Annotated in this window: 14 protein-coding genes; 6 read left to right on the top strand and 8 right to left on the bottom strand. The window is 69.8% G+C overall.

The window, feature by feature from the left end:
* Window positions 1-99 precede the first annotated feature (99 nt).
* From AC5Y5Z_RS15710 to AC5Y5Z_RS15700, 3 genes are all read right to left on the bottom strand, one after another.
* The gene (locus AC5Y5Z_RS15710; protein WP_463827992.1) at window positions 100-1923 is read right to left on the bottom strand and encodes a phosphoenolpyruvate carboxykinase (GTP); all 1824 of its coding nucleotides are present in this window, start codon (window positions 1921-1923) and stop codon (window positions 100-102) included.
* A 168-nt stretch (window positions 1924-2091) separates the two neighbouring features.
* A complete protein-coding gene (locus AC5Y5Z_RS15705) occupies window positions 2092-3624 on the bottom strand; it encodes a hypothetical protein (RefSeq protein ID WP_499926110.1) in 1533 nt (510 codons plus the stop codon).
* Complete coding sequence (locus AC5Y5Z_RS15700) at window positions 3621-4640, bottom strand: hypothetical protein (protein WP_499926108.1); 1020 nt, start codon at window positions 4638-4640, stop codon at window positions 3621-3623. The genes AC5Y5Z_RS15705 and AC5Y5Z_RS15700 overlap by 4 nt, the downstream gene beginning before the upstream one ends.
* Before the next feature lie 98 nt (window positions 4641-4738).
* On the opposite strand from AC5Y5Z_RS15700, the gene trmB reads away from it, so the two are divergent.
* From trmB to mmpL3, 3 genes are all read left to right on the top strand, one after another.
* Complete coding sequence (gene trmB, locus AC5Y5Z_RS15695) at window positions 4739-5476, top strand: tRNA (guanosine(46)-N7)-methyltransferase TrmB (protein WP_463827989.1); 738 nt, start codon at window positions 4739-4741, stop codon at window positions 5474-5476.
* Window positions 5473-6216, top strand: coding sequence for an NYN domain-containing protein (locus AC5Y5Z_RS15690; RefSeq protein WP_463827988.1), 744 nt, complete (start codon window positions 5473-5475; stop codon window positions 6214-6216). Before trmB ends, AC5Y5Z_RS15690 begins: the two co-directional genes overlap by 4 nt.
* Window positions 6217-6286: 70 nt before the next feature.
* Window positions 6287-9103 carry a trehalose monomycolate exporter MmpL3 gene (gene mmpL3 / locus AC5Y5Z_RS15685; protein WP_463827987.1) on the top strand — a complete coding sequence of 939 codons (2817 nt, stop codon included), beginning with the start codon at window positions 6287-6289 and terminating at the stop codon, window positions 9101-9103.
* Window positions 9104-9259: 156 nt separating this feature from the next.
* On the opposite strand, the gene mymT is transcribed toward mmpL3, so the two are convergent.
* From mymT to ilvD, 3 genes are all read right to left on the bottom strand, one after another.
* The gene (gene mymT, locus AC5Y5Z_RS15680) at window positions 9260-9406 is read right to left on the bottom strand and encodes a copper-binding metallothionein MymT (protein ID WP_246398338.1); all 147 of its coding nucleotides are present in this window, start codon (window positions 9404-9406) and stop codon (window positions 9260-9262) included.
* A 119-nt stretch (window positions 9407-9525) separates the two neighbouring features.
* Window positions 9526-12837: a PE family protein gene (locus tag AC5Y5Z_RS15675; protein WP_499926104.1), complete on the bottom strand. Its 3312-nt coding sequence runs from the start codon at window positions 12835-12837 to the stop codon at window positions 9526-9528.
* A 119-nt stretch (window positions 12838-12956) separates the two neighbouring features.
* Window positions 12957-14675, bottom strand: coding sequence for a dihydroxy-acid dehydratase (gene ilvD / locus AC5Y5Z_RS15670; RefSeq protein WP_499926102.1), 1719 nt, complete (start codon window positions 14673-14675; stop codon window positions 12957-12959).
* 100 nt (window positions 14676-14775) lie between these two features.
* Between ilvD and ricR the strand changes: the two genes are divergently transcribed.
* The 3 genes from ricR to AC5Y5Z_RS15655 all read left to right on the top strand — a co-directional run bounded on the left by ricR (window position 14776) and on the right by AC5Y5Z_RS15655 (window position 17539).
* A complete protein-coding gene (gene ricR / locus AC5Y5Z_RS15665) occupies window positions 14776-15066 on the top strand; it encodes a copper-sensing transcriptional repressor RicR (protein WP_463827984.1) in 291 nt (96 codons plus the stop codon).
* Between the two features lie 81 nt (window positions 15067-15147).
* The gene (locus AC5Y5Z_RS15660; protein ID WP_463827983.1) at window positions 15148-16410 is read left to right on the top strand and encodes an MFS transporter; all 1263 of its coding nucleotides are present in this window, start codon (window positions 15148-15150) and stop codon (window positions 16408-16410) included.
* A gap of 118 nt (window positions 16411-16528) precedes the next feature.
* On the top strand, window positions 16529-17539 hold the full coding sequence (locus AC5Y5Z_RS15655) for a L,D-transpeptidase (RefSeq protein WP_463827982.1): 1011 nt from the start codon (window positions 16529-16531) through the stop codon (window positions 17537-17539).
* A 9-nt stretch (window positions 17540-17548) separates the two neighbouring features.
* Here AC5Y5Z_RS15655 and AC5Y5Z_RS15650 read toward each other — a convergent pair whose 3' ends face one another.
* Together AC5Y5Z_RS15650 and AC5Y5Z_RS15645 are read right to left on the bottom strand one after the other, a co-directional pair.
* Window positions 17549-18121, bottom strand: a complete 573-nt coding sequence (locus AC5Y5Z_RS15650; protein ID WP_499926099.1) for a serine acetyltransferase — start codon at window positions 18119-18121, stop codon at window positions 17549-17551.
* Window positions 18122-18244: 123 nt separating this feature from the next.
* On the bottom strand, window positions 18245-20230 hold the full coding sequence (locus tag AC5Y5Z_RS15645; protein WP_499926097.1) for a M13 family metallopeptidase: 1986 nt from the start codon (window positions 20228-20230) through the stop codon (window positions 18245-18247).

Here is a 20230-nt window from a genome sequence, read left to right as displayed (position 1 = left end):
TTCGGCCGCCCGAAACAATAAGTGTGGCAAACCACCATGGGAGCAAGAAGGCAAAAGCCCCGCCACAGGGGTGCGACGGGGCTTCGTGCCTTCCAGCGATCAGGCCTGCGACAAACGCTCCTTCAGGGCGTCGAACTCGTCCTTGACGCCCGTCGGCAGCTTCTCGCCGACGAACTCCAGCCACTCTTCGATCAGCGGCAGTTCCTCGCGCCACTCGTCGGCGTTGACCGCCAAGGCAGCCGCCACGTCACCGGCGTCGACGTCCAGACCGTCCAGGTCCAAGTCCTCAGCAGCCGGGACCGTGCCGATCGGGGTGGTCTTGCCACCCGCCGTGTGCTCGATCCGGTCCACGATCCACTTCAGCACCCGGCTGTTCTCGCCGAAGCCCGGCCACAGGAAGCGGCCGTCGTCGCCGCGGCGGAACCAGTTGACGAAGAAGATCTTCGGCAGCTTGGATTCGTCGGCGTTCTTGCCCAGATCGATCCAGTGCTGGAAGTAGTCGCCCACGTTGTAGCCCAGGAACGGCAGCATGGCCATCGGGTCGCGGCGCACGTTGCCGACCTTGCCCTCGGCGGCGGCGGTTTGCTCGCTGCCCAGGGTGGCGCCGATGAACACGCCGTGCTGCCAGTCGCGGGCTTCGGTGACCAGCGGCACCGTCGTCTTGCGGCGGCCGCCGAACAGGATGCCGGAGATCGGCACGCCCTGCGGGTCGTCCCACTCTGGCGCCAGGATCGGGCACTGCGACATCGGGGTGCAGTACCGGGAGTTGGGGTGCGCGGCCTTCTCGCCGTTGCCCGGCGTCCAGTCGCGCCCCTTCCAGTCGATCAGGTGCTGCGGGTCGCCTTCCAGGCCCTCCCACCACACGTCGCCGTCGTCGGTCAGCGCGACGTTGGTGAACACCGTGTTGCCGCCTTCGATGGTGCGCATGGCGTTCGGGTTGGAGTTCCAGTTGGTGCCCGGCGCCACGCCGAAGAAGCCGAACTCGGGGTTCACGGCATACAGCCGGCCGTCCTTGCCGAACCGCATCCAGGCGATGTCGTCACCCAGGGTCTCGGCGCGCCAACCCGGGATGGTCGGCTGCAGCATGGCCAGGTTGGTCTTGCCGCACGCCGACGGGAACGCCGCGGCGAAGTAGTACGCCTTGTTCTCCGGGGAGATCAGCTTGAGGATCAGCATGTGCTCGGCCAGCCAGCCCTCGTCGTGGGCCATCGCCGACGCGATCCGCAGCGAGTAGCACTTCTTGCCCAGCAGCGCGTTGCCGCCGTAGCCCGAGCCGTAGCTCCAGATCTCGCGGGTCTCCGGGAAGTGGGTGATGTATTTCGTCTCGTTGCACGGCCACGGGACGTCCTTGGCGCCGTCTTCCAGCGGCGCACCCACCGAGTGCAGCGCCTTGACGAAGAAGCCGTCGTCGCCGATCTTCTCCAGCGCGGCGGTGCCCATCCGGGTCATAGTGCGCATGGAGACGACGACGTACTCGGAGTCGGTGATCTCCACACCCAGCTTGGGGTCCTCGGCGCCGAGCGGACCCATGCAGAACGGGACCACGTACATGGTGCGGCCGCGCATCGAACCGCGGTACAGGTCCTTCATCAGCGACCGCATTTCGGCCGGGTCTTTCCAGTTGTTGGTGGGGCCGGCGTCGACTTCGCGCTCCGAACAGATGAAGGTCCGGGACTCCACCCGGGCGACGTCGGACGGGTCCGACAGCGCCAGGAACGAGTTCGGGTGCTTGTCCGGGTTGAGCCGGGTGAACGTGCCCGCCTCGACCAGCTGGTCGGACAGCCGCTTGAACTCCTCGTCGGACCCGTCGGTGAACACCACCCGATCGGGCTGGGTCAGCTCGGCGACCTCCTCGACCCAGGACAGCAGCCCTTGATGGTTGGTGGGTGCGGTGTCCAGGCCGGGGATGGTCGCTGAGGTCATCGAACTCTCCTGAATTCTGCGGTTCGGTATTCGTCGGTTCCAGAGGGGTGCGCGCTCGACACGCACACTTAACGCTTTCTTATACAGATTAACGCGCATCACTTGTCGGGTAAGTCCCAGGAGGGTATAAGCCTGCTCACAAGACCGATTCAGAAGATACCGGCCCGGTCAGTCGGAGTTACTATCCGGCTTCGGCCGCGACGGGCCCGCTGGGCCGGGCACGCGGGGACGCGAGCCATTGCGCGGCGCCACCGATTCGCCCAGTTCGGTCCGCACCGCGTCCAGCGCCGCCTGCACGGTCGGTTTCTCCCGGTCACGCGCCGCGGCGGCCCGGGCCGCGGCCAGCGCGTGTTCCCGCAACTCGGCGTCGATCACGCTGACCTGTTCGTTCACCCGGGCATTCTCGACTTCGTCGCGGGCGGCGGCAGCACTGGTCAGCAGCGATTCGCCGACCAGCACCCGACTGGACACCAGCTGCTCCAGCACCGACCGCAGCGACGACGCCGCCTCCCCCGCCCAGCGGTCCAGCGCGTTGCGATCGCCCAGCAACGCCCGGATGTGCACCACCCAGACGGTCATCGCCAATCCGAGCGTGACGCACGCCGCGACGCCGCCGGCCAGATAGGCCGGGTGCAGCCGCGGGGCCAGACCGGTCACCAGCCGGCTCAGCGTCAGCGCCACGCCGAGGCCGAACACCACGCCGAACACCATCATCAGCCGGGTCTCCAGCTGTCGCGCTTTGCGTTGCGCAGGCGGAATGGGGACCGGCGGCAGCTCGAGGGGCATTAACTCCAGCGGCAGGCCCGCCGTCCGCGCGATCTCGGCGAGATCGGCGTCGACGGCCGCGCCGACCTCGGCGACCACATCCTCGAAGCGGTGCCGCGCGTCCTCCTCGACACCGGCCATCGCCCGGCGCGGCAGGCCCGCGATGTCCTCCTGCAACTCGGTGCGCACCGACGAACTACGGGCGCGGGCCAGATACGACAGCTGCACGCGGGCCTGCTGCAGCTGACCGCGCAGCGTGATCATCCGCTCGGATTTCGTTTCCCGGCGTTGCCGCAACACCGCGCTGCGCTCGTCGCGCAACGAATCGACGCGGGCCCGGCGCCCGGCGCCGTCGGCGTCCCGGTCGAAGCGCTGGGCAGCCTTCTGCAACCGGGACTCCCACGCCCGCAACCGATTTCGGCGGGTAACGTCGGGATCAGCCAGCTGCGCGCGGACCGTCGCGATCAGTTCGTCGACGTGCGGCTCGCCCACATCGGGCACCGCGGCCACCCCTATCCAGGGCACCCGGGCATAGCGCCGCGCGTGCCGGGTCAGCTTCTTCGCGTTCGCGGCCAGCACGTCGCGCCACGCATAGTGCACGTCGATCTTGGTGACCACCGCCACCACCACGTCGGTGTTCTCGGCGGCGGCATCGAGCAGCGTGCAGTCGGACTCGGTCACCGGGGCCGCCGCCGACACCACGAAGACCACCGCCCTGGGCGCGGCGCCGGGCGCCAGCTCCGCGGATTCGACGAAGGTGTGCTCGGGCAGCCGCTCGCGTAGTGCGGTGGCCACCCCGGTCACCCCGGCCAGCCAGGGACCGGTCACCAGCACCACGTCGCGACGGTTGACCACCGGTGCATCCAGATTCGACCCGATGGACGTCACCAGGGCGTCGACGTCGGCGACCGGATCGTCGCGTGCCGCGCCGGTCATCGCGACTCCCGGGGCACCGCGCCGCCGCTGCGCGACCACAGCCGAAGCGAGCCTCTGGCGATGTCCGCCGCGCACGCACCGTGCGGCCCAGCGCGGTGCCGTTGCCAGTGCACCGCCCGCGCCAGCGGCGCCTCCGGGCCGGCAGCCTGGCCGGCGGCGGTGACAACGTCCAGGGCGGCCGCCATCCGGGCGATCACCGTCTCGTCGCGGGCCAGAAAGTCCCCCACGGCCGGGTCGGAAACGGCCAGCGCCTCCAGTTCGGTGACCGCGTCCAGCACCCGCCGGTACCGCACCGCGGCGCCGGCGCTCAGCAGCCGCTCGAGCACCGCGTCCACTCCGCTGACCCGGTGCCACAGCGCCCGCACCTGCGCCGCACCGGCGCCCTGCCGCAGCGCCGCCACGCCCAGCGCGATCCCGAACAGGTCCAACACCCGCAGCAACTGCGTTCGCACCGCGACCGGCACAGGCAGCTGTGCTCCCAGGAACCCGTCGAAGGACCCGTCCAGGCAGCTGAGGCCACCGGGATGGGCGGCCAGCGCCCGTAACGCCGCCCAGCACCGGGTGTCCAGGTCGTCCAGCGCCGCGCCCGCGAGCAGCCCGCACATCGGCAACACCGGCACTCCGACGTGGTCGGCCAGCCGGTCGCAACGCGCTTCCACCCGGGCGTCCCCGGCCAGGCGCAGCACGTCGGCCTTGGTCAGCACCACCAGCGCCGGGCTCGTTCGGTCCTCGGGTTTCACGACGTCGGCGATCACCTGAACCACCAGGTCCGCGCTGCGTCCGGCCGCTACCACCGAGATGCCCGACGCCCGGTCCAGAGCACGTGCCACCGTGCGGGCCCCGACACCCGGGCGGCCGCGGACGGCTACCCGCAACGGCGCGCCGGCCTGCTCGGCGAGCGCCCTGATCCGCTGGTCAGTGGCCTGCCGCGCGTACCGCGTCAGCTCGTCGACGAAAATATGCGGCTCCTGTCCCCTGCTTTTCCCGCTCCTCGCGATCCCACCGAATGGTGGCATCCCCGTCGCCGGCCCGCGAGCCAGGTGTCCCCGCTGTTACCAGCCGAAGGCAACTGTTGGGTATCAATCTGGACCAGAGGCGGCTACACCTATCGATCATGAGCCACCATGGACAAATGCACGCGCAACCCAGGGTGGGGCTACGGCCCGACACGCCCTGGGGCTATCTCCCGCCCACGAGTTTCCGGTCGCGGCGGTCGGCCCTGTCCCACGCCCAGCGCGAAACCTGGGAGCGGCGCTGGCCGGAGTTGGGCCGGCAGGCCGACGAGCCGCTGGACATCCGCTCCTGGTTCGGCCGGGACGCGCCGCTGGTGCTCGAAATCGGGTGCGGCAGCGGGACATCGACGCTGGCGATGGCGCAAGCCGAGCCCGACATCGACGTGATCGCGGTGGAGATCTATCGCCGCGGCCTGGCCCAGCTGCTGTGCGCGATCGACGATGCCGGCGTCGAGAACATCCGGCTGATCCGCGGAAACGGCGTCGACGTGCTCAAAGACCTGATCGCCCCGGCATCGCTGACCGGCGTGCGGGTCTTTTTCCCGGACCCGTGGCCCAAGGCCCGCCACCACAAGCGGCGCCTGCTTCAGCCGGGCACGGTTGCTCTGATCGCGGACCGGTTACTCCCCGGTGGTGTCCTGCATGTCGCGACGGATCACCCTGGCTACGCCGAGCACATCGCCGCCCTCGCTCCCGCACCGCACCTCGTCCGCGTCGACCCCGGCTCCGAATACCTGCCGATCTCCGTGGTTCGGCCCATGACCAAGTACGAGACGAAGGCCCAGGAAGCGGGCAGCAGCGTCTGCGAGTTCGTATGGAAGAAGCCCGAAATCAGATGAGCCTCACCGAAGACGTCGGCACCGCCGCGTCGGAAACCCTGGACCGCCCGATGCTGGCGGCGGGAGATCTGGCGCAGGAAGGGTTGGCCGGCTTCACCGACCCCACCCCACAGCGGGTCCAGCGGGTGCTGCTGGTGTGGGACGCGCCCAACCTCGACATGGGTCTGGGTTCCATCCTGGGCCGTCGGCCGACCGGGGTGGAACGGCCCCGGTTCGACGCGCTGGGCCGCTGGCTGCTGGCCCGCACCGCCGACGTCTCGGCGCAGACACCCGATGTCCGGGTCGTCCCCGAGGCGACCGTGTTCACCAACATCGCACCCGGCAGCGCCGAGGTGGTCCGGCCCTGGGTGGACGCGCTGCGCAACGTCGGATTCGCCGTCTTCGCCAAACCCAAGATCGACGAAGACAGCGACGTCGACCGCGACATGCTGGAGCACATCGAGCTGCGCTACCGCGAAGGACTCGCGGCGCTGATGGTGGCCTCCGCCGACGGCCAGGCCTTTCGGTTACCGCTCGAGGAGGTGGCGCGCGGCGGAACCCCTGTTCACGTGCTTGGATTTCGTGAACACGCTAGTTGGGCGCTAGCGTCGGATAGCTTGGAGTTCGTCGACCTGGAGGACATCGCAGGTGTGTTCCGGGAGCCACTGCCGCGGATCGGCCTGGATTCGCTACCCGAGCAGGGAGCATGGTTGCAGCCGTTCCGGCCGCTGTCCTCGCTGTTGACCTCGCGTGTGACGTGATGAGGGTCTGACAATAAAAGAGCAGTGCACAGCAATGCGCGGGTCGCTACAGATCCAGTAAGGAGCTTAAGTGTTCGCCTGGTGGGGTCGAACTGTGTACCGATTGCGCTACATCGTAATCGGGGTCACGGTCGCGTTGTGCCTGGGCGGCGGCATTTTCGGGCTCAGCCTCGGCAAGCACGTCACGCAGAGTGGTTTCTACGACGACGGCAGCCAGTCGGTCAAGGCGTCGATCCTTGGTGACAAGGTCTACGGCCGCGACCGGACCGGACACATCGTCGCGATCTTCAAGGCTCCGGACGGCAAGACGGTCAACGACCCGGCCTGGTCGAAGAAAATCACCGACGAGCTGAACAAGTTCGTCGCCGACCATCCCAAAGAGGTGTTCGGCTGGGCCGGGTATCTGCGCTCCCCGGACAACACCAGCCCGGTCATCAAGGGCATGGCCACCGACGACAAGCACTACACCTTCGTGTCGATCCCGCTGAACGGCGACGACGACGACACCATCCTGACCAATTACAAGACCATCGAACCCGCGCTGCAGAAACTCGACGGCGGCACCGTCCAGTTGGCCGGCCTGCAACCGATCGCCAGCGCCCTGACCGGCACCATCGCCACCGACCAGCGGCGCATGGAAGTGCTGGCGCTACCCCTGGTCGCGGTGGTGTTGTTCCTGGTGTTCGGTGGCGCCGTCGCGGCGTGCCTGCCGGTGATGGTCGGCGGTCTGAGCATCGCCGGCTCGCTGGGCATCCTGCGGTTGATCGCGATGTTCGGGCCGGTGCACTTCTTCGCCCAACCGGTGGTCTCGCTGATCGGTCTGGGTATCGCAGTGGACTACGGGCTGTTCGTGGTGAGCCGCTTCCGCGAGGAGATCGCCGAGGGCTACGACACCGAGACCGCGGTGCGCCGCACCGTGATGACGGCCGGGCGGACAGTGGTGTTCTCGGCGGTGCTCATCGCCGCCTCAGGCGCCAGCCTGCTGTTGTTGCCGCAGGGCTTCGTGAAGTCGCTGACCTATGCCCTGATCACGGCGGTCACCCTGGCCGCGATCCTGTCCATCACGCTGCTGCCGGCCTGCCTGGGTGTGCTGGGCAAGCACGTCGACGCCCTGGGGGTGCGGACCGCGTTCCGGGTGCCGTTCCTGCGCAACTGGAAGGTGTCGCGGGCCTACCTGAACTGGCTGGCCGACCGGCTGCAGAAGACCAAGACGCGTGAGGAGGTCGAGGCCGGCTTCTGGGGCAAGCTGACGAACTTCGTGATGAAACGCCCGCTGGCCTTCGCCATCCCGATCGTGGTCGGGATGATCCTGCTGATCATCCCGCTGGGCAATATGTCACTGGGCGGCATGAGCGAGAAGTACCTGCCGCCGAACAACGCGGCGCGCCAGGCCCAGGAGCACTTCGACCAACTCTTCCCCGGCTACCGCACCAACCCGCTGACGTTGGTGATCCAGTCGGAGAACCATCAGCCGGTCACCGACCAGCAGGTCGCCGACATCCGCGCCAAGGCCATGTCGATCAGCGGTTTCATCGAGCAGGACAACAACCCGGCCAACATGTGGCAGGAACGCCCGCAGGCGCCGGGCGGCACCAAGGACCCGTCGGTGCGGGTGCTGCAGAACGCCCTGACCAATCCGGCCGATTCGGCCCGGAAGCTGGGCGAGCTGCGGTCGATCACCCCACCCAAGGGCATCGACATCTACGTCGGCGGCACACCCGCGCTGGAGCAGGATTCGATCCACAGCCTGGTGGACCGGGCGCCGCTGATGGTGATCGTGCTGATCACCACCACCATGCTGTTGATGTTCCTGGCGTTCGGTTCGGTGGTGCTGCCGATCAAGGCCGCGGTGATGAGCGTGCTGACGCTCGGTTCCACCATGGGCATCCTGACTTGGATCTTCATCGACGGGCACGGCGCCGGTCTGCTCAATTTCACGCCCACCCCGCTGATGGTGGTGATCATCGCGCTGGTGGTCGCTGTCGGTTACGGCCTGGCCACCGACTATGAGGTGTTCCTGGTGTCCCGCATGGTCGAGGCCCGGGAGAACGGCATGTCCACCCAGGAGTCGATCCGGATCGGCACCGCCACCACCGGGCGGTTGATCACCGCGGCCGCGTTGGTTCTCGCCGTGGTGGCCGGGTCGTTCGTGTTCTCCGACCTGGTGATGATGAAGTACCTGGCGTTCGGGTTGATGGCGGCGTTGTTGTTGGACGCGACCGTGGTCCGGATGTTCCTGGTGCCCTCGGTGATGAAGCTGCTCGGCGACGACTGCTGGTGGGCGCCGCGCTGGATGCGCCGCCTGCAGACCCGCATCGGTTTGGGTGAGATCCAGCTGCCCGACGAGCGCAAGCGACCCCCTAACGCCGGTCGCGGCCCACGGCCGCCGGTGACGGCCGGCCTGGTGGCTGCGACGCCGCGGGCCCCGCACGACCCCACCCATCCGGCGCCGTTGCCCCGGCCCGCGCGTCCGGAGCTGACGTCCGACGGGCCGGCCTCCACGAGCAGTCCGCAGGTCCCGGTCCGGTCCGGGCAGACCGCAGGCCAGCCGCAGAACACGCGGAACGGCCCCGCCCCGACCCCCCGGGGGCCGGCACCCAAGAACGCGGCGCCGAAGAATGCCGCGCCGAAACCGCCGACCCCGTCGACCGGTGCGACCAACAAGATGCCCATCGCGGGTAGCCGGCCCGACGCGCCGGAGGATTCGGACAAGACCGCTGCCATACCCGCACAGCGGCCCGACGCCGACGCCGAGACGGCCACCGAGAAGCTCAACGCCCGCGGCATCCAGGACGACGATGCGGTGGACGGGCGCCAGCGTCGCCGCGGCGGCGGGGGCGGATTGTCGGCCCAGGATCTGCTGCGCCGCGAAGGCCGCCGGATCTAGCCGTTCGATTCTCCGGTCGTTCGCCGAGCGTCCGCAGAATGCCGCTCACACCGGCGTTTTGACGCACCTGTGAGGACGCTCGGCGCCTTACACGTGTTGACCGGGCGCACGTTCGGGTGCGCAGGGGCGACCCGAACGCACGCCCGGAAGTGGTGACTACTGCACCGGCACCAGCGCTTCGCCGCACGTGCAGCGATACGGCTCGGTGGCCCCGGAGCAGTGGCACGGGACCTCGACGCGAACGCGACAACCGCAACCCTCGTGGCCGCAGGTCAGCTCGGTTCCAGCTTCGTGAGTTGTCATTCGATATCACCTCATCTTCGGGACATAAACGGAGGGGGAACCTCCGCCCCGTCAGTGTATACCCCATAGGGGTATCCGGTAAAGGACGTTGACTGCCCCGGTAAGGCGAACTTCGCGGATCAGCCGTTCTGGCCGCTAGCGCCGCCGAGGCCGCTCGCGCCGCCGAGACCACCCGGGTCGGTGCCGACGCCGCCGTAGCCGCCGATGCCGCCCCCGCCGCCGAGACCGCCTGCCGCACCGTCCCCGGTGCCGCCGTCGCCACCGTCGCCGCCCAGCCCGCCGGGGCCGCCATTGCCGCCGTTGCCGGTGCCGGCGGAATGCCCGCCCGCGCCGCCGCTGCCACCCACGCCGCCGCCACCGCCGTTGCCGCCGCCCTGGCCGTTCACGACTCCGTCGCCGCCGTCGCCGCCGTCGCCACCATTGCCGCCGAGACCGCCTACGCCGCCATCGCCATTGCCGGTTGCGCCACCACCGAGTCCGCCGGTGCCGCCCGGTCCACCCTTGCCGCCCGCCTGGCCCGCTCCGCCGGTCGCCCCGGCGCCGCCGTGACCGCCCGGACCGCCCTGGCCGGCATCGGCGTTGAAGTACCCCGGCCCGCCGATGCCGCCGGTGCCGCCCAGCCCGCCGGCGCCTCCACCACCCTGTTGGCCCGCGGTGCCCGAACCCGAGCCGGGTTGCCCGAAACCACCGCCGTCGCCGCCCTGGCCGCCGACACCGCCGGTCTTACCCGAGTCGCTGCCGTCGTTGTAACCGCCGTAGCCACCGACACCGCCCCGGCCGCCCTGACCGCCGCTGCCGCCGTTGCCGTTGGCGGCGCCGACGGGCGCGGCACCGCCCTCGCCGCCGGAACCGCCCAGGCCACCGGCACCACCGGCGAATCCGGTTTGGTCGCTGCCGCCGCTGCCGCCGTAGCCGCCCACACCTCCGAGGCCGCCCTGACCCCCGTTACCGGCAGCGGCACCACCCGGTCCCGGCGTGCCGCCGGTGCCACCGGTGCCACCGACACCACCCGCCCAACCATCCGTCGAGTCACCGGTATCTCCGTAGCCGCCCTGACCTCCGATGCCGCCGTCACCACCGTTCCCGCCGAGGGCACCGGCACCCGGGTTGCCGCCGGTGCCCCCGGTGCCGCCCATGCCGCCCTGGGCGCCGACGGATTCCTTACCCGTACCGCCGTAACCGCCACCGCCGCCGACGCCACCGGTGCCGCCGTCTCCGCCCAGCGCCGCGGTACCACCGGTGCCCGGGTCACCGCCGGTGCCGCCGGTGCCGCCGGCGCCACCCGCCGAGCCGTTCTGCTGGTAATCGCCGGGTCCGCCATAGCCGCCGCCACCGCCGGTACCGCCGGCGCCACCAGTGCCGGCCGTGCCACCGGTGCCACTGTTGCCGCCGTCGCCACCGTTGCCACCCTCACCGCCGGTACCGCCGGGTTGATTGATCTTGCCGGCGCCGCCGAAGCCGCCCTGACCGCCCTCACCGCCGGTGCCACCGGAGCCCCAGGCCATCTGGCTGCCGTCCCCGGAGGTACCGCCGGCCGCGGCGTTTCCGCCGTTGCCGCCGTTGCCGCCCTTACCGCCGGTGGTGTGTTCGCTGTTGCCGCCGTATCCGCCGTCACCGCCGTACCCGCCGTCACCGCCGTAGCCGCCGTAATTGCTGGACCCGGCGATCGCGTCGCCGCCGACGCCGCCGTCCCCACCGACTCCGCCGTCCCCTCCGATTCCGGCGTTGGCGCTGCTGCCGGGGCCTCCACCGCTCCAGCCGCCGCTGCCACCCTGGCCGGCGTCACCGCCGTACCCGCCCTGACCGCCGCCGGAGCCGGTGTCGGCGGTTCCGGAGCCGCCTTTGCCACCGTCACCGCCGACACCGCCGCGGCCACCGTCGCCGTTGACCCCGCCGAGGGTGGCGCCGCCACCCCGGCCGCCGTCACCACCCATGCCGCCTTCGCCGCCCGCGCGGCCGGTGCCGTCCGCCCCCGCGGCACCACCGCCGCCGGCGCCACCTACACCGCCCACGCCGCCGGTCCCCACGCTGCCGCCGGTGCCGCCCTTGCCGGCCAGGCCGTTCTGGCCACCGGTCCCGCCGTCACCACCGTTGCCGCCGGCTCCGGGGCCGCTGCCGGTGTCGGCCGCGCCGCTGCCGCCGTCGCCGCCGTCGCCGCCGACGCCACCGGTGCCACCGCTGCCGTTGGTGCCACCGGCGCCACTGTTGCCGCCGGTTCCACCCCACCCGCCGGCCGCGCCGTTGGTACCCGTACCGCCCGAACCGGCAGCCGCGCTGAGGCCGGCCCCACCCTGTCCGCCGGTGCCACCCTGCCCGCCCGTGCCGTAGACGCCTACCGTCCCGCCGCTGCCACCGGTTCCGGCGGCTCCACCTGCGGCGGCATTGCCACCGTCGCCGCCTTTGCCGCCGACGGTGGCGCCGCTGCCGGTGTCTGCCGCACCCTGTCCACCGGAGCCACCCATTCCGCCGTCACCGCCGCGCCCGCCGTCACCGTTCGCTGCGCCCGATCCGGCATTGCCGCCGTCACCGCCCAGGCCGCCGGCACCGCCGGCTGCGCCCTGCTGGCCGGTGAGGCCGGTACCCCCCTTGCCGCCGGTGCCCCCGATGCCGCCATCACCACCGGCGCCGTTGTGGCCGAAGTGTCCGGCGGTGCCGCCGTTCCCACCGGCACCCGCGGCCCCGCCCGCGCCACCCTGCTGCCCGGTCGCGCCCGCGCCGCCTTGGCCGCCGTCGCCACCGGCACCGCCGGCCCCGGCGTGACCCTGCATGCCGGCATTGCCGCCGGCGCCCCCGTTGCCGCCCGCACCGCCGACGGCGCCGGCCAGGCCCGCGACACCCGTCCCGCCCATGCCACCGGCCCCGCCGTTGCCGCCCAGCGAGCCGCCATTGCCACCGGCGCCGCCGGTGCCGCCCGGTCCGCCGAGCCCGCCGAAGCCCCCATTGCCGAGCAGGCCTGCCGACCCGCCGGCACCGCCGACGGCGCCCACATTCGTGCTGTTCCCGCCGTTGCCGCCGCTGCCGTAGATGATGCCGCCGGGACCGCCGGCGGTGCCCACGCCGTTGACAGTCATCCCGTCGGCGCCGTTACCGATCAACGGGCGACCCAGCACCGCGTTGGTGGGGGCGTTGATCAGGCCGAGCAGTCCTCTGTTGGCGTTTTCGGCGGACAGGTACGCGTTCGAGGTGGCGTACAGGGTGGCGGTGAACTGATCATGGAACGCGCCCATCTGCCGGGCCAGCTCCTGGTAGCCCACCGCGTGCTGGGAGAACAGCGCCGCGACGGCCTCGGACACCTCGTCGGCCGCCGCGCTGGCCACGGCGGTCGTGGTCGCCGCAGCGGTCGCGTTACCACTGGCGAGCAGGGCGCCGAGGCCCTCCAATTCGGCTGCCACCGAGGTGAGGAGCTGGGGTGAAACCAGTGCGTACGTCAACGGGCACCTCGCTGTGGTAACGCGCTGCTGACGACACAGCATCGCTGGACGCGCCCGATGTTAGCGTCGGAGATTGCCGGTTGCGGCCAAAATAGCGGGAATTCAACCGGCCGCCGGTGCTAGCCGCAGACCGCCCCGGTTGCGGCCGAATTGACCAGCTTGACGTACTTGGCCAGCACCCCGGTCCGGTAGCGCGGCGCCGGGGGCGTGAACCCCGCCCGGCGGGCCGCGAACTCGTCGGGATCGACCAGCACGTCCAGCGTGTGGCTGGCCACGTCGAGGCGGATCCGATCGCCGTCGCGCAGGAACGCGACGGGACCCGCGTCCACCGCTTCGGGTGCGATGTGGCCCACGCACAGGCCCGTCGTCCCGCCGGAGAACCTGCCGTCGGTCAGCAACAGCACGTCCTTACCGAGCCCGGCGCCTTTGATGGCGCCGGTGATAGCGAGCATTTCGCGCATCCCGGGACCGCCCTTGGGCCCTTCGTAGCGGATCACCACTGCGTCGCCCGAGGTGATGGTGCCGTCCTCGAGTGCATCGAGGGCCGCCCGCTCGCCGTCGAAAACCCTGGCGGTGCCTTCGAATACGTCAGAATCGAAGCCGGCCGACTTGACCACCGCACCTTCCGGCGCCAGCGACCCGTGCAGGATGGTGATGCCGCCACTGGGGTGGATCGGGTTGTCCAGCGCGCGCAGCACCTTGCCGTCCGGGTCGGGTGGGGCGATGTCGGCCAGGTTCTCGGCGACGGTCTTGCCGGTCACCGTCAGGCAGCCCCCGTGCAGCAGGCCGGCGTCCAGCAGCGCTTTCATCACCACCGGCACCCCGCCGATGTGGTCCACATGCGACATCACGTGCCGGCCGAACGGCTTGACGTCGGCCAGGTGCGGCACCTTGGAGCCGATCCGGCTGAAGTCGTCCAACGACAACTCGACTTCCGCCTCGTGCGCGATGGCCAGCAGGTGCAGCACCGCGTTGGTCGACCCACCGAACGCCATCACCACCGCGATCGCGTTCTCGAAGGCCTCCCTGGTCAGGATGTCGCGCGCGGTGATGCCGTGCCGCAACAGTTCGACGACCGCCTGGCCGCTGCGGCGGGCGAACCCGTCGCGGCGGCGGTCGGTCGCCGGGGGTGCCGCGCTGCCCGGCAGCGACATGCCCAGTGCCTCGGCGGCGCTGGCCATGGTGTTGGCGGTGTACATGCCGCCGCAGGCACCCTCGCCGGGGCAGATGGCGCGTTCGATGGCGTCGACGTCGGCGCGGCTCATCAACCCGCGCGAGCAGGCGCCGACGGCCTCGAAGGCGTCGATGATGGTGACTTCGCGCTCGCTGCCGTCGGACAGCTTGGCCACCCCCGGCAGGATCGAACCGGCGTAGAGGAACACCGAGGCCAGGTCCAGCCGCGCGGCGGCCATCAGCATGCCCGGGAGCGACTTGTCGCAGCCGGCCAGCAGCACCGAGCCGTCCAGGCGCTCGGCCTGCATGACGGTCTCGACGCTGTCCGCGATCACCTCGCGCGACACCAGGGAGAAGTGCATGCCTTCGTGACCCATCGAGATGCCGTCGGACACCGAGATGGTGCCGAACTCCAGCGGGTAGCCGCCCGCCTGGAAAACGCCCTCCTTGACCGCCTTGGCCAGTCGGTCCAGCGACAGGTTGCACGGCGTGATCTCGTTCCAGGACGAGGCGACCCCGATCTGCGCCTTGGCGAAGTCCTCGTCCACCATGCCCACCGCGCGCAGCATGCCGCGGGCGGCGGCCTTCTCCAGACCGTCGGTGACGTCGCGGCTGCGGGGCTTGATGTCGACTTGACCAGGGGCTTGCTCGGGAACTGGGGCCATCCTGCAAGTATGCGGTGCGGGGCCATCGCGCCAAAATCAATGACCGCTCCGGTCTGATACCCTAGCGGGGTATATAGTGACCAGTTCGTCGGGAGAGTAGATGAGCGCACCGCACGGATACGCGCAGCAGAAGGACAACTACGGCAAACGGTTGCGGCGCATCGAGGGCCAGGTGCGCGGCATTGCGCGCATGATCGAAGAGGACAAGTACTGCATCGACGTGCTGACCCAGATCAGCGCCGTCAACAGTGCCCTGCGGTCGGTGGCGCTGGGATTGCTCGACGAGCATCTCAATCACTGCGTCACCCGGGCGGTGACCGAGGGCGGCCCCGATGTCGACGACAAGCTGGCCGAAGCGTCCGCAGCCATCGCGCGCCTGGTTCGGTCCTGAGTGCTGCGTTGCGTACGGTAAAGGTGCGAAACCGCGCCGGCCAGCTACCGTAGCTGCCCCGGCGGTTTTGCACTTCACACCATGACTGCTCAAGCCGCCAGTGCCGCCCGAACGTGGACACCACGGATCGCGGTTCAACTGTCGGTATTGGCCGCGGCGGCCTTCATCTATGTCACCGCCGAACTGCTGCCGGTGGGTGCCCTGTCCGCCATCTCGCGGGACCTGCACGTGAGCGTCTTCTGGGTCGGGGCGCTGGTCTCCTGGTATGCGCTGGTGGCAGCGGTGATGACAGTTCCGCTGGTGCGCTGGACGGCGCACTGGCCGCGCCGCTCGACGCTGTTGCTCAGCCTGGCCTGTCTGACCGTCTCGCAGCTCATCTCGGCGGTGGCACCCAGTTTCGCGGTGCTGGCCGCCGGGCGGGTGTTGTGCGCGGTCACCCACGGGCTGCTGTGGTCGGTGATCGCCCCGATCGCCACCCGGCTGGTACCGCCCAGCCATGCCGGGCGGGCCACCATGTCGACCTACATCGGCACCAGCCTGGCGCTGGTGATCGGGAGTCCACTCACCGCTGCGCTGAGCCTGATGTGGGGTTGGCGGGTGGCAGCCGAGTGCATCACGGTGGTCGCCGCCGTCATCACCGTGGCCGCGCGAGTGGTGCTGCCGGAAATGACGTTGACGCAAGACCAGCTGCAGTTCGTGGGCCGCCGCTCGCGCCACCACCGCAACCGGGCGTTGGTCATCGTCAGCCTGATCACCATGATCGGGGTCACCGGCCACTTCGTCTCCTACACCTACATCGTGCGGATTCTCGCGGAGGTCGTCGGGGTCCGGGGCCCCAACCAGGCCTGGCTGCTGGCCGCCTACGGCATCGCCGGGGTGCTCGCGGTCGCGTTGGTGGGCCGGCCGCTGGACCGCCGCCCCCGCGGTGCCGTCATCATCTGCATCGCCGGGCTGACGACCGCCCTGGTGTTGTTGAGTGTGCTGGCCTACCGCTGGCACGACTCCGCCCGCACGGCGCTGATCGTGGGGACCGCCGCGATCGTGCTGTGGGGGGCGATGGCCACCGCGGTGTCGCCGATGCTGCAGGCCGCCGCTATGCGCGCCGGAGCGGACGACCCCGACGGTGCCTCCAGTCTGTATGTGACGGCGTTTCAGGTGGGCATCATGGCAGGCTCGCTGGCCGGCGGGCTGCTGTTGGAGCGCAGTGTGGCGATGATGCTGACCGCGTCGGCGATCCTGATGGGCCTGGCGTTGCTGGCGATGTCGGCGCTCGGGCGGGTGATCGAAGCGCTGCCGGCGGACCCTGCCCAGGGGGCCGGGACGGCAATTTCACAGGACGATTAACACCGCAGGTCAGCGGCCTGAACTGGGGTTGGTAACGGTTGGCCGGAGCTCGCCGATTGGCTAACCGGTGGTGCTGCTGTGCCACACTGGGTCGGAGAATTTGACCGGAGGGATCGATATGTCGCGCAGGACGAGAGACTTTTCGAGGGGACGTCTCTGGGCCTTTGTCGCTGCCGCTCTGAACGTTTTCGGGGTGGTCGCAGTGCTGGCGCTGGGTGCCGGTCCGGCAGTGGCTGACCCGGACGAGCCGCCCGGCGACCCCGGCCCCGTCGTGGTCGCGCCGGGTGACCCCGTGCTGCCGGATCCGATAGCCCTGCCGCCGCTGCCCGACCCGCTGGCACCGATTCCGGGCATCCCGGGCGCGGCGCCGGTGGCCAGCGGACCCGCGCCGGCCGGTCAGGACAACACCCCGTTCATCGGCGAACCGCCGTTCCGGCCGCCGGCCTTCAATCCGGTGAACGGCGCGATGGTGGGCGTGGCAAAACCGATCATCATCAACTTCCAGGTACCGATCGCCGACCAGGCGATGGCCGAGCGCGCCATCCACATCTCGTCGGTCCCGCCGGTGCCGGGCAAGTTCTACTGGCTGACCCCGTCGCAGGTGCGCTGGCGGCCGCTGGCGTTCTGGCCGCCCAACACCGCGGTGAACATCGATGCGGCCGGCACCAAGTCGAGCTTCCGTACCGGCGACTCGCTGATCGCCACCGCCGACGACGCCACGCACCAGATGACGATCACCCGCAACGGGACCGTCGTCCAGACGTTCCCGATGTCGATGGGTATGGCCTCCGGCGGTCATCAGACCGCCAACGGCACCTATTACGTGCTGGAGAAGATGCCGACCGTGGTGATGGACTCCTCGACCTACGGGGTCCCGGTCAACTCGGCCAACGGCTACAAGGTGACCGTGTCCGACGCCGTCCGGTTCGACAACAGCGGCAACTTCGTACACAGCGCACCGTGGTCGGTGGGCGATCAGGGCAAGCGGGACGTCAGCCACGGCTGCATCAATCTGAGCCCGTCCAACGCCAAGTGGTTCTTCGACAACTTCGGCAGCGGAGACCCGATCATCGTCAAGAACTCCGTCGGTGTGCCGAAGAATGACGGCTCCAACGACTGGCAGTTGTAGCCCCGGCGGTTACGAAGCCGAACGGCTGAGCAGCGACGGTACGGCGGGTTGGCGCCGGTCGTAGATGATCCGGGCGGGCACGCCGGCGACCTCGACATCGTCGGGAACCGGCTTGGTCACCACCGCTCCGGCACGAATGCTCGCGCGATCGCCGACGTCGACGCCGAGGATGATGGCGCCAGGAGAGATGAACACGTCGTCGCCGATGACGGGATACTGGCCGGGGAGCCCCTCTCCGATTGAAACCCCTTGATGGATACGGCAATTGGCGCCAATCTTCGCCCGGTAGTGCACGTGCAGCGGGCCCACGTGGGCGATCGACAACCCCGGGCCGAAGACGTTGCGCGAGACGACGAAGCCGAGTCGCTCGCCGAGCAGCTTGGTCCGTAGCTGGAAATAACCGGCGATGAGGCGTCCTACCGGCGTGCGCGCGGTGTTGGTCCAGTATTCCGATTTGCGCAGCAGCCGCTGGAAATGTGTCGGGCGCTGCGTCAGCCGGTACCGCAGCCGCCAGCGTTCCAGCCCCTGGGCCTTGAGGTCCGCCGCCAGGTAGAACGTCAAGTCGTCCCGAGATTCGATCACGTGTACCCCCGTGTCGTGGTTTTCAGTGTCTGTTGACCACGACAACTTAGGTTAAACCATACTTGAGGTACTGAAAAGTTACTAGTGAGTCACCTTGCGGTTTGGTGCGGGCCGGGGGTGCGCCTAGTTCCAGATGCGGACGCGGCTGCCCGGGTCGAGGAACAGTTGGTCCTCCTCGGACACGTCGAACGCCTCGTAGAACGCATCCACGTTGCGGATCACGCCGTTGCAGCGAAACTCCGGCGGCGAGTGCGGGTCCACCGCCAGGCGCCGGATCGCTTCGGCGGCACGGGATTTGGTGCGCCACACCTGAGCCCAGCCGAAAAAGACGCGCTGCACGCCGGTGAGACCGTCGATCACCGGCGCCGGCCGGCCGTTCAGCGACAACTGATACGCCAGCAGCGCGATCGACAGTCCGCCGAGGTCGCCGATGTTCTCGCCGACGGTGAATGCGCCGTTGACGTGGTGCCCACCGTCCAGGTCGCGCGGGACATACGCCTCGTACTGCTCGATCAGGGCCTTGGTGCGGGCGCCGAACTCGGTGCGGTCGTCGTCGGTCCACCAGTCCACCAGGTTGCCGTCACCGTCGTACTTGGCGCCCTGGTCGTCGAAACCGTGCCCGATCTCGTGGCCGATCACCGCACCGATGCCACCGTAGTTGGCGGCGTCGTCGGCGTCGGCGTCGAAGAACGGCGGCTGCAGAATGGCGGCGGGAAAGACGATTTCGTTCATCCCGGGGTTGTAGTAGGCGTTGACGGTCTGCGGTGTCATGAACCATTCGTCCCGGTCCACCGGGCCACCCAGCTTGGCCAGTTCCCGATCGTGGTTGACGGCGTAGCCGCGCTGGTAGTTGCCGTACAGGTCGTCGCGGCGGATCACCAGCGCCGAGTAGTCCCGCCAGCTGACCGGATAGCCGACCTTGGCGGTGAACTTGGCCAGCTTGGTCAGCGCACGCTCGCGGGTCTGCGGCGTCATCCAGTCCAGGTCGCTGATGCTGATCCGGTAGGCCTCCTGCAGATTTTCCACCAGCGCGTCGATGCGGTCCTTGGCGCCCGGCGGAAAGTGTTGCTGCACATACAGTTTCCCGACGGCGTCGCCCATCAGGGTCTCCACCAGCGAAACCGCCCGCTTCCAGCGGTCCCGGATCTGCTCGGTGCCGGTGAGCCGGCGGCCGTAGAAATCGAAGTCCGCGTCCACCAATTCACTGGTCAGCCACGGGGATCGGGCACGAATCAACCGCCAGCGCGCCCAGCTCTTCCAGTCCTCGAAATCCGCACTGCTCCACAGCTCGGCGAAGGTGGTGAGGTAATCCGGTTGCCGGACAACGACTTCCGCGACACGTTCCGGCGTGGTGCCCAGCCCTGCCGTCCATCCGGCCCAGTCGAAGCCGCCGCCCTCGGTCTGCAGGTCGGCGAAACTGCGCAGGTTGTAGGTGAGGTCGGCGTCGCGGCGCTTGACCACGTCCCAGTGCGCGGCGGCGAGTTTGCGCTCCAGCGCCACGATGCGGGCCGCGGTGTCGGCGTGCTCGTCGGCGGGGCCGCCAAAGACCAGCCCGAACATCGTCGCGATGTGGCCCGGGTAGGCCGCGAGCACGGCGGCGTGCTGCCCGTCGCGGTAGTAGGACTCGTCGGGCAGGCCGATCCCGGACTGGCTGAAGTGCACCAGGTAGCGGGTGGAGTTCTTGGAGTCGGTGTCCACGTAGAACCCGACACCGCCGCCCACCCCGGTGCGCTGCAGGGCCCCGACCGCTGCGGCCAGCGCAGCACGATCGGCGGCGCTGTCGATGACCTGCAGTTCGTCGTGCAACGGTTGCAGCCCCCGGCGCTGCACGGTCTCCTCGTCGAGGAAGCTGGCGTAGAGGTCGCCGATGCGCTGCTCGTCGGTCCCTTGCGCGGCCTGGCTGCGGCTCGCCTCCACGATCAGGTCGCGCACCTGCTCCTCGGCGCGGTCGAACAGGGTGCGGAAGGCGCCGTCGGTGGCGCGGTCGGCGGGAATGTCGTACTCGGTCAGCCAGCGGCCGTTCACATGACCGAAAAGGTCGTCCTGCGGTCGGGCGGCTGGGTCGACGTAGCTCAGATCGATACCCGAGCGGATGGCCTCTACTGTCAC

The organism is Mycobacterium sp. NGS29 (genome assembly GCF_059812965.1).
Note: the sequence above shows the minus strand (reverse complement) of the source record. Positions and strands in the feature narration are given on the sequence as shown.

Excerpts from the sequence above, each read along its gene's own strand:
- AC5Y5Z_RS15710 (WP_463827992.1), bottom strand. The coding sequence starts at position 1,923 with ATGACCTCAGCGACCATCCCCGGCCTGGACACCGCACCCACCAACCAT.
- AC5Y5Z_RS15705 (WP_499926110.1), bottom strand. The coding sequence starts at position 3,624 with ATGACCGGCGCGGCACGCGACGATCCGGTCGCCGACGTCGACGCCCTG.
- AC5Y5Z_RS15700 (WP_499926108.1), bottom strand. The coding sequence starts at position 4,640 with ATGCCACCATTCGGTGGGATCGCGAGGAGCGGGAAAAGCAGGGGACAG.
- trmB (WP_463827989.1), top strand. The coding sequence starts at position 4,739 with ATGAGCCACCATGGACAAATGCACGCGCAACCCAGGGTGGGGCTACGG.
- AC5Y5Z_RS15690 (WP_463827988.1), top strand. The coding sequence starts at position 5,473 with ATGAGCCTCACCGAAGACGTCGGCACCGCCGCGTCGGAAACCCTGGAC.
- mymT (WP_246398338.1), bottom strand. The coding sequence starts at position 9,406 with ATGACAACTCACGAAGCTGGAACCGAGCTGACCTGCGGCCACGAGGGT.
- ilvD (WP_499926102.1), bottom strand. The coding sequence starts at position 14,675 with ATGGCCCCAGTTCCCGAGCAAGCCCCTGGTCAAGTCGACATCAAGCCC.
- ricR (WP_463827984.1), top strand. The coding sequence starts at position 14,776 with ATGAGCGCACCGCACGGATACGCGCAGCAGAAGGACAACTACGGCAAA.
- AC5Y5Z_RS15660 (WP_463827983.1), top strand. The coding sequence starts at position 15,148 with ATGACTGCTCAAGCCGCCAGTGCCGCCCGAACGTGGACACCACGGATC.
- AC5Y5Z_RS15655 (WP_463827982.1), top strand. The coding sequence starts at position 16,529 with ATGTCGCGCAGGACGAGAGACTTTTCGAGGGGACGTCTCTGGGCCTTT.